The organism is Levilinea saccharolytica, assembly GCF_001306035.1.
Taxonomy (GTDB): Bacteria; Chloroflexota; Anaerolineae; order Anaerolineales; family Anaerolineaceae; genus Levilinea; species Levilinea saccharolytica.
Genome location: NZ_LGCM01000039.1, coordinates 72,689 through 89,049, shown reverse-complemented (window position 1 = coordinate 89,049; position 16,361 = coordinate 72,689). Strand labels below are relative to the sequence as shown.

The 16,361-nt window shown below is 61.0% G+C and carries 10 protein-coding genes; 3 read left to right on the top strand and 7 right to left on the bottom strand.

All coding sequences use genetic code 11. The features are described 5' to 3' along the window. Positions 1-6 precede the first annotated feature (6 nt). Both ADN01_RS11340 and ADN01_RS11335 read right to left on the bottom strand, forming a co-directional pair. Entirely contained in the window at positions 7-2,628 is a 2,622-nt protein-coding gene (locus tag ADN01_RS11340) for a diguanylate cyclase (protein ID WP_062417695.1), read from the bottom strand. Positions 2,629-2,646: 18 nt separating this feature from the next. After that, a complete protein-coding gene (locus ADN01_RS11335) occupies positions 2,647-5,775 on the bottom strand; it encodes a sensor histidine kinase (protein WP_062417696.1) in 3,129 nt (1,042 codons plus the stop codon). A gap of 203 nt (positions 5,776-5,978) precedes the next feature. Between ADN01_RS11335 and ADN01_RS11330 the strand changes: the two genes are divergently transcribed. After that, positions 5,979-6,185: a MoaD/ThiS family protein gene (locus ADN01_RS11330; RefSeq protein ID WP_062417697.1), complete on the top strand. Its 207-nt coding sequence runs from the start codon at positions 5,979-5,981 to the stop codon at positions 6,183-6,185. Then, on the top strand, positions 6,182-7,129 hold the full coding sequence (locus ADN01_RS11325; RefSeq protein WP_201778674.1) for an ATP-binding protein: 948 nt from the start codon (positions 6,182-6,184) through the stop codon (positions 7,127-7,129). The genes ADN01_RS11330 and ADN01_RS11325 overlap by 4 nt, the downstream gene beginning before the upstream one ends. A gap of 50 nt (positions 7,130-7,179) precedes the next feature. On the opposite strand, the gene ADN01_RS11320 is transcribed toward ADN01_RS11325, so the two are convergent. The 5 genes from ADN01_RS11320 to ADN01_RS11305 form a co-directional block, all read right to left on the bottom strand. Continuing rightward, positions 7,180-8,517 (bottom strand): glutamine synthetase family protein, encoded by a 1,338-nt coding sequence (locus tag ADN01_RS11320; RefSeq protein WP_062417698.1) that lies wholly within the window; start codon positions 8,515-8,517, stop codon positions 7,180-7,182. A 510-nt stretch (positions 8,518-9,027) separates the two neighbouring features. Further along, complete coding sequence (locus ADN01_RS11315; RefSeq protein WP_062417699.1) at positions 9,028-9,600, bottom strand: dihydrofolate reductase family protein; 573 nt, start codon at positions 9,598-9,600, stop codon at positions 9,028-9,030. Positions 9,601-9,624: 24 nt separating this feature from the next. Further along, positions 9,625-9,870 carry a hypothetical protein gene (locus tag ADN01_RS19290; protein WP_147239002.1) on the bottom strand — a complete coding sequence of 82 codons (246 nt, stop codon included), beginning with the start codon at positions 9,868-9,870 and terminating at the stop codon, positions 9,625-9,627. A gap of 111 nt (positions 9,871-9,981) precedes the next feature. Next, entirely contained in the window at positions 9,982-11,925 is a 1,944-nt protein-coding gene (locus ADN01_RS11310; protein WP_160318419.1) for a WD40 repeat domain-containing protein, read from the bottom strand. Between the two features lie 255 nt (positions 11,926-12,180). Next, positions 12,181-13,314: a 4Fe-4S binding protein gene (locus tag ADN01_RS11305; RefSeq protein ID WP_075071139.1), complete on the bottom strand. Its 1,134-nt coding sequence runs from the start codon at positions 13,312-13,314 to the stop codon at positions 12,181-12,183. A gap of 308 nt (positions 13,315-13,622) precedes the next feature. On the opposite strand from ADN01_RS11305, the gene ADN01_RS11300 reads away from it, so the two are divergent. Then, positions 13,623-16,322, top strand: a complete 2,700-nt coding sequence (locus ADN01_RS11300) for a glycoside hydrolase family 31 protein (protein ID WP_152974016.1) — start codon at positions 13,623-13,625, stop codon at positions 16,320-16,322. The last annotated feature ends 39 nt before the right edge of the window (positions 16,323-16,361 follow it).

Below are 16,361 nucleotides of genomic sequence, written 5' to 3'. Positions count from 1 at the left end.
GGGGGGTTATTCGGCGATGCTGATGCGGTCGCGGCCGGTGTTTTTGGCGTGGTGCAGGGCGGTGTCCACCGAGCGCAGCAATTCTTCGCCGGTGGTGCCGTGTTGGGGGAAGGCTGCCACGCCCAGCGAAACTGTGACCGCCCCCAGGGGTTGACCGCGGTGGATGAGGCGCAGGTTGCGGATGAGAATCTGGATTTCACTGGCGCGCCGCAGGGCGTTATCGAGGGTGGATTCCAGCAGGATGAGCATAAACTCTTCGCCGCCGTAACGGCAAACCACGTCGCTGGAACGCACGTTTTGCAGCAGTAAATCAGCCAGCTCCACCAGGAGAGCGTCGCCCGCGGCGTAGCTGAAATGGTCGTTGAAGTGCTTGAAGTGGTCAATATCCAGCATAATCAAGGCCAGCGGGCGCTCGTGGCGTTGGGCCGAAGTGACCTCGCGCTCCAGGGTGGCTTCCATAAAGCGGCGGTTGAAGCATTTGGTGAGGGGGTCGCGGATGGCCTGTTCGTGGAGGGTAACGCGCAAGCCCAGGTTGGCCAGGGCCAGGGCGATGCGGTCGGCCACCATGACCGCCAGGGCCTCCCAATGGTTCATGGATTGGCCGGGGGCGAGTTCCAGATAGAAAATGCCCAGTGATTCGGTTTGGGCGATGAGGGGGATGCAGATGGAATGGAGGGCGACTTCGCCGGATGCGGGTTTTTGGCTGTGAACGCAGAACAGGGGGCTGTGGGCGGGGTTCAGGCGGTGAATCCGCCCGCGGCGCAGCGCCCAGCAATCCTGCGGCCCAAAACTGAGCGCGGTCTGCTGCGGGCTGCCCCAAGACACGGCCGCTTCCATCCATTCTTTGGATTCCGTGTAGGAGAATAAGGCGCCCGCCTGGGAGGGGAAAAGGCGCTGCGCGTACCGGCTGACCACCTGAAAGGCATCTGGCCAGGATTGGCAGCTTTGCAGCATTTCGCCCATCTCATTGATGGTGGTGACTTCGCTGTTGCGGTGCTCCAATTCGGACACCCAGGTGGAAAGCTCCTGGTTCAAAACGCGCAGCGATTCCTCGGCCTCTTTGCGCTGGGTGATGTCGCGCGAGTTAATCACGATTCCGGCTAAAGCTCCGGCCTCATTTTTCAGCGGGCTGGCGATGGATTCTAACCAGATGAGAGAGCCGTCGGGACGCTGAAAGCGGTGTTCGATTTTTCCGGGGATGTTTTGGCTGGAGACCTGCGCCAGGAAGGAGCCGAAATCGGGCTGATCGGCGTGGGCGAAAAAGCGGTGGATGGACATGCCCAGCAGGGTTTCGGGCAGGCAGCCGAATACGGTCAGGCTGGAGGGGCTGACATAGCGCAGCATGCCGCTCAGGTCGGTTTCACAGATGACATCCAGAATGTTATCGGCGATCATGCGCAGGCGCAAGTCGCGTTCGCGCAGCTCACGGGCGGCGCGGGCGTATTCGGTGATGTCGCGGATGATGCCAAAGAGGGTGTGCCCTTTTTGGGTGGGGATGACGGTGATTTTTTGCTGGGCAATGCGGATGGAGCCGTCTTTGGCATGCAGCTCTGATTCCACAATTTTGCCGCTGTAATCCGACTCAACCGCGGTGAGTAGCTGGGAAAGGACATTATAAATGTTCTGATATTTATCAGGAGAGCGGTTTTCTGGGTGGATCAACTGGTATTGAATATCCCAGATGTATTTCCCCTGCACATCGTTGAAGGAGAAACCGGTCAGCGCTTCGCCAGCGGCGTTCCAATTGGTGATGCGGCCAGTCTCGTCGGTGAGGAATAAGAAATCGTTCGAGCGCTGAAAGAGGGTGCGCAGCTTCAGTTCGCTTTGGCGCAGCTGCTCTTCCATCGCATAGCGTTCGGTGATATCCCAGCCCACGCCCTGCACTTCAACCAGCGTACCGCTGGGATCAAAAATGCCGCGGAAGGTCCAGTTGATGCGGTGCTCGCCCAGACGTTGATCCTGAATGTGCTGTTCGATAGAGGCGGTGGCGTTTTCGGGGGTCAACTGCGCTGCCAGTTGGATCAAGCGCATACGGTCGGCGGCGAAGGGGGAAGCCTCCAGGGGGATTTCGGGCATGCCCGCGGGAAAATCAAAGAAGCGGCGAAAGGCAGGGTTGGCAAAGGTGATGCTGCCCTGGGTGTTGGCGCGGAAGATCAGATCGGTTTGGTCTTCAACCACAGAGCGGTAGCGGTCTTCGCTGGCGCGCAGGGCTTCGACGGCGGCACGGTGTTCCCGGCGCACCTGGGCCTGGCGCAGCACCTGTTCCAACACGGTGGGCAGCAGATCCAGAAAATTCCCGGCGGTGTCTTTGACGATGTATTCGGATGCACCCAGTTTGAGGGCTTCAACGGCCACGTGTTCGCTGCCGCCGCCGGTGATCATCACCGCGGGGGGCATATCGCCCAGCTCGGCCAGAGCGCGCAGCACATCCAGACCGGTTTTGTTGGGCAGGATGTGGTCGGTGAGCAAAACCTGAAAACTGCCTTCGGCCCAGCGCTGCAAGCCTTCTTCGGCGCTGAAGGCGCATTCCACCTCATAACCGGCGCGTTCCAGGCGGCGCTGAATGAGGCGCGAAAGGCCGAGATCATCTTCGATGGCGAGAACACGGGTTGTAGGATTTGCGCTCATCATCCACTCCAAAGGGGGTTACAAGTGGGCCGGGATGTTGATGAAGAAGGTGGTGCCTTTGTCGGGTGTGGATTCCACCCAGATGCGCCCGCTGTGGCGGCGGACGAGGGCCTGCACCACGGCCAGACCCAGCCCTTCGCCGGGCACGTCGGAGGTTTTGCCGCGGCGGAAGGGTAAGAAGACCAGGGGCAGGTCTTCGGCGCTGATACCGCGCCCATTATCGCGCACCTGGAAGAGGAAGCCTTCGGGGGTGTGCTCGGCGCGGATGTCCAGCTCGCCGGGGCGCTTGGGATCCAGATAGATGACGGCGTTGTTGATCAGGTTGCCAAACACCTGTTCCAGGGCGGTGCGGTCGGCGGTGAGGGTGGGGAGCTGGCCCACATGCACCTTGACGCCGCGCGAGGTGAGCTGGTGGGAGAGGGATTCAAGGGTAGAGGCCATCAGGGCGTTCATGTCCACCCGCTCAAATTTCAGCTCGCGGCGGCCCTCGCGCGAGAGCTTGAGGAGGGCGTTAATGTAATGATCCATGCGGATGACCGAGGAATCAATAAATTCCAGGGCTTCAGGCAGGTTGGTGGTGAGCTGGGTTTGCAGCTCGCGGGCGTGCTTTTCTTCCAGGGCAGGCAGGACGGTGTGGGAAAGGTCGTGCAGACGTTCCAGCGCGTGGCGGATTTCGGCGGAATAGCCTTTGAGGTTCACCAGAGGGGCGCGCAGGTCGTGGGAGATGATGTACACGAACTGGCGCGCTTCTTCGTTCAGCTCTTCCAATTCCCGGGCGTATTCCTGCGATTTTTGCTGGGCCTGTTTAAATTCGGAGATGTCGCGGGTGACGGCCCCAAAGATGATGCGGCTGTCCAAATGGATGGGGAAGGTGAGGGTTTGCAGAACGCGCTGTCCGCCTTCGGGGGTGCGCAAGGCCAATTCGCTCTGTTGGCTTTGGCCGGTTTGGCGCAGTTTTTCATAGGTGAGCAGGGTCTGGTCGCGCAGGCTGCGCAGCACGCTGGTGGTTTTTTCGCGCGCAGGCCACAGAGCGGCGGTCATCTCCCAGGTTTTTCGGCCCAGGGCGTCTTCGCGGCGCACGCCGGTGAGGCGCTCCTGCCCGCGGTTCCACTCCAGGATGGAGCCGTCGGAATCGGCCAGAAGAATGCCGTCTTCGGATTGTTCGATCAGCCCGCGCAGTTTCGTTTCGGATTGGCGCAGCTGAAGTTCGATCATCTTGCGCGTGTCAATTTCGGACAGGAGGATGAGCAGATATTGGGCGGCGCTGCTGTGGGGGGTGAGCAGGGGGCGCAGGCGCATTTCATACCAGGCGTAGCTGTTATCTTGACGCTGGAGGCGGAATTCCACGGCGGCCTGATATTCCTGATGGGCCGACTGCCAGGCGTGCTGCACTCTGGTTTGGTCCTGGGGGTGAACAAAATGGATCCACTGCTCGCGGGCGAAGAACGATTCGGCGGCCCGCCCCAGGAACTCGCCCCGGTTGCAGAATAAGGATCGGTGATTTTGCAGATCCCACACTTGCAGGAAGTCAGGTATCTGGTGGATGAGGGTGCGGAAGAGGGCTTCGTTTTCAGCAACCAGGCGCTCGGCCAGTTTTTGGCGGGTGACATCCAGCAGGTAGGAGTCGTACACCAGGGTCTCCCCGCTGGCGTCAGGGCGCAGGTAGGTGGTGTCGTGCAGCCAGCGCACCTCGCCGGAGGGCAGGGCAACGCGGTAATCCTGTTCCAGGGGGGTGGGGGAAGACCAGTCGTATTCGCGGATACGGGCTTCCACCAGGGGGCGGTCTTCGGGGTGGATCAGGCGCGAGAGCGAAATTTTGCCTTGACGGAAGTCCTCGGCGGGATGACCCAACTGGCGCAGGTTGTCGGTGGCCTGCAGGGCGTAGCGCCCACCCACGGCGGGCCGGCGCAGGATCATGACAGGGCCGAGGTTGAAAAGCTGCTGCTGAACGCGCAGGGCCTCTTCGGCTTTTTTTCGTTGGGCGGTTTCCTGCGTCAGACGTTCGCGGGTACGGGTGTGGGCGCTTTTTTCCCTATGCAGTTGGCCCTGCAAGGCGCGGGCAGCCGCATTAAGATGGTTGTACAGGGTGGTGAGGGCATTGGCCAGGGCGGTAAATTCCAGCGGCGGGGCAGCGTCAAAGGCGGCGGTGGGGTCGCCCGCGGTCATCTGCTCGGCGGCGGCGGCGAAGGCTGCCAGGCGGCGGGCTGACCAGCGCGCCAGATAAACGCTGACCAATGCCGCGGCGGCCGTCAGGGCCAGACCGCTGAAAATCAGCAGCAGGATCAGCCCGCGCAGGGGGCGGTAAAAACTGTTGTTGTCCTGCACGGCCACAATGCTCAGGGAATATTCGGGCAGACTCACCCACACCGCCTGGGCTGCGTTGGGGGTGAGGGCTCCGGCGGGCAGGGACTGGCGTTTGGCGGCCGGTTGAGAGAGCAGCGCCTGGCGGGCGGCATCGCTGGGCGGGGCCGCGGCTCCCGGGGGCATGGCGATGATTTGGCCGTGCTGATCAAAGACCCAGATATCCACATCCATGCCGCCTGTGTCGCGCATGCGGATCAGGCGGGATTGGATGAACTCGACATTGCCGCCCAGACGCACGATGCCCACGGTGCGAAAGCCCAGGGGGTCGCGGACGGGGCAGGCAGCGATCCACAGGGGTTCACCCGCGGGGCGGGTGAACTGGAATTCGGGCTCGCCGCGCATGAGGGCGGCGGAAGGGGGGGCCAGGTCCGAAAGGTCGAGGCTGCCCAGCGAACCCCCGCCGAGGTGCGCCACATGCCAGCCGTCGGCCAGGGCGGCGGGTTTGGGCAGGGTGAAGGGAGACATGGCTTCGGCCACCAGGGCGGTTTGGCTGGAGGGCTGGCGGGCAAAGCTGCGCACTTCGGGCTGGGCCGCGGCCGCACAGGCCAGGGTCAGACGCTCGTGCGACCAATCCAGCAGGCGGGTTTGGGTGGCGCGCGCAGCCAGCAGCATCTGGGCTTCTCCGCGCTGGTGGAGCTGATTCAGAGCGGTGTTCAGGATCCAGGCGGCCATGACAAGCCAAATCAGCGCAACACTGGCCGTGATGAGCCATAGGTAGCGCGTGCGCAGCCGGGGCGCGGCGCGGCTGCCAGAAGGACGCGGGTGTTGATCCTCAACCGACAAGTTTGTCCCCCGAAATGCGGTATTTGACCGATACAGATAAGGCCATGAGTCACCAGAAGATTGATGAATAGAATAACCCGGGCGTCCGTTGCCGAATGACAACAGTCCTAATTGATTGTACGCCATTTTAGTGAAAGCCGATCCGTTTTGAAGGGGCGAATTTGGCTGTTCACGGCATGGTACAATACCCCCAGGAGGTGCTCGTGGCCATTATTCTAATTCTACGCAAGCAGGAACACCGCATTGAGGATAAGAAAAAAATCACCGTGGCGGCGGCATTGGCACGGTTGGGGGTGTCATCGGAGACGCATTTGGTGCTGCGCGACGGCGAACTGCTGACGGATGACGCCCTGCTGCGCGATGGAGATACGGCGCAGTTGATCGCGGTGATTTCTGGGGGGCGGGCATGAACGTGATGCGCTGCAAGAAGTGCGGCGGAAAGGCCGCGGTGCAGATGAAGCAGCACAACCTGGCCCTGTGCCGGGAGCATTTTTCGGAATGGTTTGTGGAACAGACCGAGCGCACCATCCACAAGTACCGCATGTTTAAGAGGGATGAACGCGTGCTGGTGGCGGTTTCGGGGGGCAAGGATTCGCTGGCGCTGTGGGATGTGCTGGCCAAGCTGGGCTATGAGACGGTGGGGCTGTATATTCACCTGGGGATTGAAGAAGCCGAGGGCTATTCGGATCATTCGCTGGCGCTGGCGCAGGCTTTTGCCGCGGCGCGCGGGCTGCGGCTGGAGGTGACGCATGTGCCGGAGCGTTACGGCGAATCCATCCCGCAGATGGCAGCGCGCACGGCGCGCGGACGGCACCGCGCCTGTTCGGTGTGTGGGGTGGTGAAGCGCCACTCGATGAACGAGGCCGCGATGCGCCTGGGCTGCGGGGTGCTGGCTACCGGCCACAACCTGGATGATGAGGCGGCGGTGCTGTTTAACAATACCTTGAGCTGGTCGGTGGATATGCTCCTGCGGCAAAACCCGGTGCTGCCCGAAAGCCCCGGCTTCCCGCGCAAGGTGAAGCCGCTGTGCCGCTTTTATGAACGCGAGTCAGCCGCCTACGCCATTCTCAACGGGATTGAATATGTCTATGAAGAGTGCCCGCACGCGGTGGGCAGCACGTCTTTGGTGAATAAGGCGCTGCTGAACCAGCTGGAACAGCAGTCGCCGGGCTCCAAGCTGCGCTTTTACAGCACCTTTTTGAAGGCCAAAGCCCAGGGGGCCTTTGCGAGCGGGGCAGAGGGGAACGCGGAGCCGCCGCCGCTGCAATTTTGCCCAAGCTGCGGTCAGCCCACCACCACGGCGGGGCTGTGCCTGTTCTGCCGCCTGGTGGACGGCAGCGCGCCCCAGGAGTAAGAAAAAATTTGGGGCCGCCCCGGCGCGGGGCAGCCCCATGAACCGACGGCTCAGGCCACTTCCAAATAGCGCTGAACTTCCCAATCCATGACATGAATGCGGTATTGGTCCCATTCTTCCCACTTCGCGCGGAAGAAGGCTTCGAAGACGGTTTCGCCCAGGGCTTCGCGCAGGACGGAATCGCGTTCCAGTTCCTGCAAGGCCTCGCGCAAGGAGGCGGGCAGTTCGCGCACGCCCAATTCGGCGCGTTCCTCCGCGGTGAGGTGATAGACGTTGACGTTCTGCAGCGGGGCGGGCGGGGTGAGGCCCTGGTCAATGCCGTCCAGGGCGGCGCCCAGCATGGCGGCGAAGGCCAAGTAGGGGTTGCAGGAGGGGTCGGGGCAGCGCAGCTCGGCGCGCACGGCCTTATCCAGGCCTTTGGTGAAGCGCGGGATGCGGATGAGGGCCGAGCGGTTGGTCTGGGCCCAGCCCACGTACACGGGGGCTTCGTAGCCGGGAACGAGGCGCTTGTAGGAGTTGACCGAGGGGGCTACCACGGCCGAAAGGGCGCGGGCGTGGGCCAGCTGGCCGCTGATGAAGCCGTAGGCCAGGGGCGACAGGTTGAAGGCGTCGGTGGGGTCGAAGAACAGGTTCTGGCCGTTGGCGTCAAACAGGGACTGGTGACAGTGCATGCCGGAGCCGTTGATGCCGAAGATGGGCTTGGGCATGAAGGAGGCCACCAGGCCGTGCTGAGCGGCGATGGCTTTGACGGTGTATTTGAGGGTGAGGACGTTGTCAGCGGTGCGCAGGGCCTCGGCAAAGCGGAAGTCAATTTCGTGCTGGCCCAGGGCCACTTCGTGATGGCCGACCTCAATCTCCAGGCCCATATTGTTGAGGGTGTCCATCAGTTCAGAGCGCACGCGCACGGCGTCGTCGTTGGGGGAGAAGTCAAAATAACCACCGACGTCAAAGGGCACGGGGTGAATGGTGTCGCTGCCGTTGCGCTTGAAGAGGAAAAATTCCGGTTCAGGGCCGACGTTGTAGGTCCAGCCGCGGGCTTCGACCTTGGCGATCATGCGCTTAAGCGCGCCGCGCGGGTCGCCGGGGAAGGGCTGGCCGTCGGGGGTGTAGATGTCGCAGAACAGGCGCGCGCGGCGCAGATCGGCGGGAGTCCAGGGGAGGACGGCGTAGGTGTCCATATCCACGCGCAGGTGCATGTCGGATTCCTGAATGCGGGCGAAGCCTTCGACCGAGGAGCCGTCGAACCACACCCCGTTTTCCAGGGCGCCGGGGAGCTGTTCCACGGGGATATCGAGGCTTTTCACCGAGCCGGTGACGTCGGTGAACTGGAGGGCGATGAACTTTACGCCGTCTTCACGGGTGCGCGCAAATAGATCTTTTGCGTCCATACCAAATCTCCTTAACTTAAAATATGCAGGCATGCAAGGCATGCCTGTTGAATAGCCAAACAACTTGGATGAGGGGCATCCCTTCCAAACGAAAACAAGGCCGGGCCGGGAATTGGCTCGACACCACTGCGCAGGCTCTGTGACGCCCGTCGCCGGACGTTTTTCAGCTTGTGCTGATTGGGAAGGGAGAAAGAAGCCCGTGGTCAGGCTTCAGAGGCATCCGCTGATCATTCGATTTTTCCCGGTTTGGCCCCCACCGGGTTAGCGCTCTCTTCGCAGAGAGGAACCTCCACCTCGTCATCTCGCGCGGGGCGCGAGACTCAGCCGCTAGATCTCCAGATATTTAATTTTTAACTGGGACTATCGTAACCAAAAATGGGGGGCTTGTCAACCCCTTTTTTTGGGGTGAAGGGGGGAATTTAGCGGGGAAAACCGGGGCTGCGCGCTCACGGGGCCGAATTCGCTGGGATGGGCTGGGGTGTGAGCGCGGCTCCGGTTTCTGCGAAGCGCTTATGCGCGTTCGTAGTTGATAACCACAACACCGTTTGGGGTGACCGTGCTTGCGGTCACCTGGAAGGCGGTGGGGGGTGTGCTGCCGGCAAATAAGCGCTTGCCAGTGCCCAAGATGATGGGATAGATCATCAGCCAGAAGGTATCCACCAACCCATGCTGGATCAGGGTCTGAACCAGCTGGCTGCTGCCCCAAACGTGCAGATCGGCACCCGGCTGCTGCTTGAGGTGGGCCACTTGCTCGGCAATGTCCCCTCTGAAAAACACGGACGGCTGCCAGGGGCTGGAGCTTCGAGTTTGGGAGGCCACGTATTTGACGGCTTTGTTGACGTTGGGCCAAACATCCCCATGCTGAGGCCAGTACGGCTCCCAAATTTCAAAGGTGGTGCGCCCTAAGAGCAGATCAAAGGGCAGATTCATCTGCTTTCGCAGCAACGTCCCCAGGGTTTCATCGGAAAAGGGGCTGACCCACCCGCCGTGGGTGAAGCCGCCGCTGGGGTCTTCGTCTGGCCCGCCCGGCGCCTGAATCACGCCGTCCAGGGAGATATGTTCCAGCACCATGATTTTTCGCATGATTCGGTTCCTTCAATGAGCAGTTTACGATTCAACATTTTTTCGCAGAGCCGGCCAGCGGTGAGCATGAGCGGTGGTCGGGGGCGGCGCTTTGATTGCGAGTGTGACTTTTGCAATCAGTTTGCACAATAAGTTAATCAGCATATTATGATTGCTGGTTTTGGTGGCACCTGCTGACGTGAGAAGAAGTTCCATGATCGGCTCCTGATGCACTCCTGCTCGGAGCTGATTTGGCGTAATAAATTCCTGCTGAGGAGAAAAAATATGCATATATGGATAAATTATATCCTGAAAACCGACCGATTCGGCCCTTTGCCAGATTTTCCGGTCGTATCAAAAACAGGTTTATATTCCCATGTTTTCAGAATGGCGAGATCTGACCTACCGTACGCCCCATAAAAGAACTGTGCCGTCCTCTGATCCTGAGGCCAGGGTATGCCCATCTGGTGAGAAGGCTAAACTTGTTACATTATCGCTTTGCCCTTCCAAAGTCCGGAGTGGCTGTTTGCTGATCGCATCCCACAAAATGATTGTCTTGTCATCCGAACCCGTGACCAGGATTCGCCCATCTGGGGAGAAGGTCAGCGTCGTTAAAGCGCCCTTAGGGCCTTTCAATACACTATTATCCAGATAGGAAAGGTCAATAAGGATAACTTGTGCAGTGTTTGTACCTGCGGCAGCCAGGGTTTTACCGTCCGGTGAAAAGGCCAGGCTGTTTACAAAATAAGATGGCCCTGATAAGGTGCGGAGCAGTTCTTTGTTGGCAACATCCCACAGATCGATCTGGAACCGGGTCCCTGAAGCCAGGGTTCGGCCATTCGGCGAGAAGGCCAGGCTGGTGACATCGTAATCACTGTATACATGCAAGGTGCGCAGGCTCTTGCCACTGGAAACATCCCAAAGGATCACCGTTTGGTCCGCTGACCCTGAGGCCAGCATATGCCCATCTGGCGAGAAGGCTAGGCAGCGCACATCCCCGCTGTGCCCTTGCAGGTTCGCTCTGGGCTTGCCGGTAGATACATCCCACAAGGTAATCTCCTCATTGACCCCCGATGCCAGAGTACTACTATCTGGTGAAAAGGCCAGGCCGTTGACAAATATACTTTGCCCTTGCAGGGATTGAAGCATTTCTTCGGAGACAGCGTCCCAAACGTTAACCTTGCTGCTTGACCTCCAGGTCAGAGTGCTCCCGTCTGGTGAAAAGGCCAGGTCTTCTACGGTTGAGCCGTATCCTTGCAGGATGTGTAAACGTTTACCGCTGAGGGTATCCCACAGGATGACCGTTTCATCAATTGACCCCAGGGAAGCCAGAGTATGCCCATTCGGTGCGAAGGCCACGCTCCTGACATCCCAACTGTGCCCTTGCAGGATGCCCAATTGGTCCCCGGTAGCCGTATTCCATAAGGTGATCTCCTCCCTGCCTCCTGAGGCCAGGGTGCGTCCATCGGATGAAAACGCCAGACTGCTGACATAACTATTTCCCACTTGTAGAAGGCGGAGTTGTTCTCCGCTAGTGATGTCCCGCAGGACGACCGAGCCTTCGTTGGATCCTAGAGCCAGGATGCGCCCATCCGGCGAGAAGGCTGCACTTGTGATCCGATCATTGGCTTCTGGCAAGGCGTAGATGATCTCGCCGCTGGCAGCATCCCTCAGGATGACCGCGCTGTCTTCGTATCTCAAGGCCAGCGCCTGCCCGTTCGATGTGTAGGCCGTACTTCGCACCGAAGTGACATTCCCTTGAAGGGTGGTGAGGCGCTCGCCGCTGAGAATGTCCCAAAGGATGACTGTACCATCCATTGCTCCCGAGACCAGGGCTTTCCTATCCGGAGCAAATGCCACGCTTTGAACCGAATCGCTATGACCTTGCAAGGTGCGCAGGCGCTCGCCGCTGGCTACACCCCACACAAGAACTGTGCCGTCTTTTGCCCCTGAAGCTAGAAGCAGACCGTCTGAGGAGAATGTCAAGCTGGAGGCCCAGCTGCCGCTATCCAGGTAACGCACTTTTTCTGGCGCTTCGGTTTGGTAAAGGTAAATGCCGCGCGAAGAAGCCACAGCCAGCAGGTCTCCATCCGGAGAAAAAGCCACCTGTTCACCCTTTCCTTTCCCCAGGCGGGTCACCACCTCTACGTGGTTAACAACCTCAGGAATTATTGGTTCTTTCGGAATGGAAAGAAGGGTGGTCGGTGAGGGAATGGCGGTGGGCTTTGAGGGGGTGGGAAGGGGGGAGGGGGTTTGGTTGGCATTGATGGTTGCAGCAGCAGTGGCAAGCGGCGCGCCGTCACAGCTGGCTAGAAGCCATGAAATCAATAGGCAACCGAAGTACATATATGCATTTCGATAGACCCTATAATCAATGCTCCACATTTAGGTTATCGTGACCTTTCCTCTCGCGAAACATTCAGAATAAGGTTCTTTTTCGCTCACCAACAGAAGAAGTGATAGGAGGGAAGCGGCGGCGCTTTTCGCGGCTCAACCATGTGCGGCAGTCGGAATACCGAGAAGTATTGAAAATCCCTAAAAACGCCGCAGAATCACCGCCACCACAGCACCCGGTATTTTGTCAGCAATTTATAAATTGGCTTACGCGGCCATTTCCCGCTGGTGCATTTCCAGCGCATTGGACGGGCAAACCGACACGCACAAACCGCAGGCGGCGCAGTGTTCCACGTCTACATGGGCGATTTGTTTGAGCGGGGCGTGCAGGGCATTGAACTGGCACACTTTTTCACAGGTGCCGCAGGCCTTACAGCGGCTTTCGTTGACCCAGGCGGTCTGTTCCACGGTGGTGACCACGGGCTGACCGTGGCGGTATTTTTCCAGATACAGGCCTTTGACTTCGTCCATGCTGCGGTAACCGTGGGCTTCCAGCCATTGGGCGGCTTCTGCGGCAATTTTTCCATACACCGCCGGGCCTTTCAGAATGGCAGCGGTGCAAACGCCCACCAGGGACGCTCCGGCCATGAAGAACTCAATCACGTCTTCGCCGTGGGTTACGCCGCCCACGCCGATGACGGGCTTGTGGGTGGCGCGGGCCACTTCGAAGACCGAGCGCAAGGCCAGGGGCTTAACGGCTGAGCCGGAAAGCCAGCCGTACCCATACTGCGAGCCTAACGGCGATTCAACGCGTTCGATGTCAATCATTAAGGTGGGGCCAAAGCTGTTGATGCAGGCAAAGCCGTCCACATACGGGTCGAGCACCTGCGCAATTTCTCCCAGATCGCCGGCATGGGGGCTGAGCTTGGCCACGATGGGCAGGGAGACGGCCTCCCTCAGCGCCTGGGCGGTGTCGATCAGCCGCTGTTTATCCAGGTAGTGAATGGAAAACTCAATAATATCCACCCCGATTTGCTCTAAGCGCGGGCCTAAGGCGGTCAGATCCTCGGCGGTATACCCGACGCTGGCGATGAGGGGGAGCTGGTATTCACGGGCGGCGCCCAGGGCAAGATCATATTCGTGCTCAAACCATCGTTCGGGTGACAGCTCGCTCCACAGCTCGGTGTTGAGCAGGCTGTCTCTTCCCAGGCGAACCATGTTGGGATGGGGGACCGGCGCGGCAATCCTTGAAATGGTTTTCGCCAATAATCCGCCGGCGGCGCCTTCTGCTGCGCGGCGCACCATGGCTCCTGAGCCCACATTTGGCCCCGCCGCGGGAATAATGGGATTGCGAAAGGTGTGGCCGAAAACTTGAACCGATAGATCTATGTTTGTGGTCATGGGTTACCTGTGAAGTGAAAGGGTCGGATAATGGGGCTAACTTTGCCTGTGCTGCGCAGCGAGCGATTGTTGCGGCGGTAGCGGGTAGGATGCGTTCAGGTTCATCGAACGCACCGCACGGCCAAACGTAATTGGTGCGTTGGGCACGCACCCTGCCGGAAAAGGCACTGCGCGCAAGGCTATAAAGAATTATACATCGGCCTCCCTTGAATTCCCCCAAAAAGCCGCTATTCCCCGTTTTGGCCCGGGGCTGGATGTTGTACAATGAGGGCAGTACCCGGGCGGAGCGCACAGAGAGGAGCGGAACCATGACAAACAGACGGCGGAATGGGCGGGTTTGGGGATTGGCAGTGGCGGCGGCGCTTTTGCTGGCGGCGTGCGGCGGACCTGAGAAAATTCTGCCGACCCCCGTAGACCGGACCGCGGTGCCGGAGCACACGGCCGCCCCGGCGGCGCCCACGGCCGCGCCTGCTGAGGAGGCGGCTTTCACGGGAATCCAGCCGAGCGCCTGGGTGGGGGATGGGGCGGGCGGGGTCATGCGCCTGCGCTTTGACCGCGGCGAGGCCAGCCTGATTCTGGAATTTTTGGCGGACGACCGCCTGCACTTTGAGATGGGCAAGATCCCTGCCGGGCGCAGCCTGGACGAGCCGATCTTCACCACACCCTCGGTGCTGCAAACACAGGGCGCGGGCCTCAGCGCCTGGCAGTTAGCGCCGGATGGGCGCATGGTGAGCGGGGGGCTGGCGGCGGCGGTGGATGCGGAGCTGTGCATCCACCTGGAGGATACCCGCCTGAGCGCGGGTGGGGCGCTGGGGGTGATCTGCCCGGAGAATTTGACCCAGCGCCGCAAGCGGCTGCGCCTGGATTTCCCTGAGGTGCGGGGGGTGTACGGCCTGGGGCAGCAGTTCCCCCAACCGGGCGTTTCTAACGGCGATTGGCTGGGGCGGGTGCGCTTCAGCAGCTCGGGGTACGGGAATGTGATGGAAGGCTACAACGGGGGCGCGGTGGGCAATACGCAGATCCCGGTGGCCACCTTTTTGCGTGCGGGCGGGCAGGCCTTTGGACTGTATATGGACAGCGCCGCCCCGCAGCGCTGGGATTTTCGCGAAAGCCCGTATGTGTTCACCACCTCTGGTGATTGGATGCGCGGCTACGTGCTGCTGGGTGAGGGGCCGGCTGGGGTGCGGGCGCAGTACCTGGAATTGACCGGCCGCCCGCCGGTTCCGCCGCGCAAGATGTTTGGCATGTGGGTGTCGGAATATGGGTTTGACAACTGGGCCGAGATGGACGACAAGCTCAGCAGCCTGCGCGCGGCGAATTTCCCCGTGGACGGGGTGGTGCTGGATTTGCAGTGGTTTGGGGGCATCCAGCCAGACGAAAATTCGCGCATGGGGTCGCTGCGCTGGGACACGCAGAATTTTCCCAACCCGGCGGGCAAGATTCAGGCCTTGCGCGCGGACGGCATCGGGGTGATGACCATCGAGGAGCCTTACATCAGCCGCGGGCTGCCCGAACACGCCGATCTGGCGGCGCGGGGCTATCTGGTGCGGCAGGGCGAGGGCGGCGAGCCGGTATTTTTGCAGGATAACCCCTGGTGGGGCAAGGGCGGCATGCTGGATTGGACCCAGCCGGAAGCGGGGGCCTATTGGCACGATATCCGCCGCCAGCCGCTGGTGGATCTAGGCGTGATGGCTCATTGGACCGACCTGGGCGAGCCGGAACAGTTTTCGGCGGCGGCGCGCTACGCGGGGCTGCCGGGGGATTACGGCCCGCTGACCACGCATGCCGACGTGAGCAACCTGTACAACTTCTTCTGGAGCCAGAGCCTGTTTGAGGGCTACGCGCGCAACGGGGTGGAGCAGCGTTTGTTCATCCTGTCGCGTTCCGGCACGGCGGGAAGCCAACGCTTTGGGGTGGCCATGTGGTCGGGGGATATTGGCTCCAACCGCACCAGTCTGGCGGCCCATTTCAACGCGCAGATGCACATGTCTTTTTCCGGCATGGATTATTACGGCACAGATATCGGCGGGTTCCACCGCGGCGGGCTGGAGGGCAACACCATGCTCAAGGCCAACTTGGACGAGATGTACACGCAGTGGTTTGCCTACGGCGCGCTGTTTGATGTGCCGGTGCGGCCGCACACGGAGAACCTGTGCAACTGCAAAGAAACAGCCCCCGACCGCATTGGGGATGCGCAGGCCAATTTGGACGCGCTGCGGCTGCGTTACGCGCTGATCCCAACCCTGTACTCGCTGGCGCACCGCGCCTATTTGGCGGGCGAGGCGGTTTATCCCCCGCTGGCGCTGGCCATTCCGCAGGACGATGCGGTCCTGACGATTGGGGATCAGAAGATGATCGGCCCGGGGCTGATGGCGGCGGTGGGGGCCAGGCTGAATTTGCAGAAACGGGATGTGTACCTGCCCGCGGGCACCTGGTTTGACTTTTACACCCAGGAGGAGATCGTTTCGCAGGGGCAGGTGCTGAAGGATGTGCCCATGTATGCGCAGGGGGTGTACCGCGTGCCGCTGTATGCGCGCGCGGGGGCGGTGGTGCCGATGATGTTTGTGGATGAGCAGACCCTGGACGCTTTTGGACGGCGCAAGGACGGCAGTGTGCGCGATGAACTGATCGTGCGCGCCTACGCGGGGGAGGGCAGCTTTGAGCTGTTTGAGGATGACGGCCAGACGACGGCCTACCAGCGCGGCGAGGTGCGGCGCACGCTGCTGAGCCAGGGCTGGACGGAGGATGGGGGGCTGCGGGTGGTGATTGGCGCGGCGATTGGAGCGTACGCGGGGATGACGGCGCAGCGTCAGAACGTGGTGGAGGTGGTGACGGGGGGCAAAGGCGCGCCGCGCGAGGTGCTCATGAATGGGGCGGCCCTGCCGCGCCAAACGGCGCAGGTTTGGGAACAGTCGGAGGTGGGCTGGAGCTGGGACGGTACGTTCGTGCGGGTGAGGACGGGGGTGCGGGACACCACCGCAGAAACGGCGCTGACCCTGGTTTGGTAGGTGCTGCCGGCGGCGGAACCGGCGCGGGGTGCAGATTCG

What these genes read in the sequence shown, in the direction of transcription:
- ADN01_RS11340 (WP_062417695.1), bottom strand. Translation starts at nt 2,628, where the DNA reads ATGAGCGCAAATCCTACAACCCGTGTTCTCGCCATCGAAGATGATCTC.
- ADN01_RS11325 (WP_201778674.1), top strand. Translation starts at nt 6,182, where the DNA reads ATGAACGTGATGCGCTGCAAGAAGTGCGGCGGAAAGGCCGCGGTGCAG.
- ADN01_RS11320 (WP_062417698.1), bottom strand. Translation starts at nt 8,517, where the DNA reads ATGGACGCAAAAGATCTATTTGCGCGCACCCGTGAAGACGGCGTAAAG.
- ADN01_RS11315 (WP_062417699.1), bottom strand. Translation starts at nt 9,600, where the DNA reads ATGCGAAAAATCATGGTGCTGGAACATATCTCCCTGGACGGCGTGATT.
- ADN01_RS19290 (WP_147239002.1), bottom strand. Translation starts at nt 9,870, where the DNA reads ATGCATATTTTTTCTCCTCAGCAGGAATTTATTACGCCAAATCAGCTC.
- ADN01_RS11310 (WP_160318419.1), bottom strand. Translation starts at nt 11,925, where the DNA reads ATGTACTTCGGTTGCCTATTGATTTCATGGCTTCTAGCCAGCTGTGAC.
- ADN01_RS11305 (WP_075071139.1), bottom strand. Translation starts at nt 13,314, where the DNA reads ATGACCACAAACATAGATCTATCGGTTCAAGTTTTCGGCCACACCTTT.
- ADN01_RS11300 (WP_152974016.1), top strand. Translation starts at nt 13,623, where the DNA reads ATGACAAACAGACGGCGGAATGGGCGGGTTTGGGGATTGGCAGTGGCG.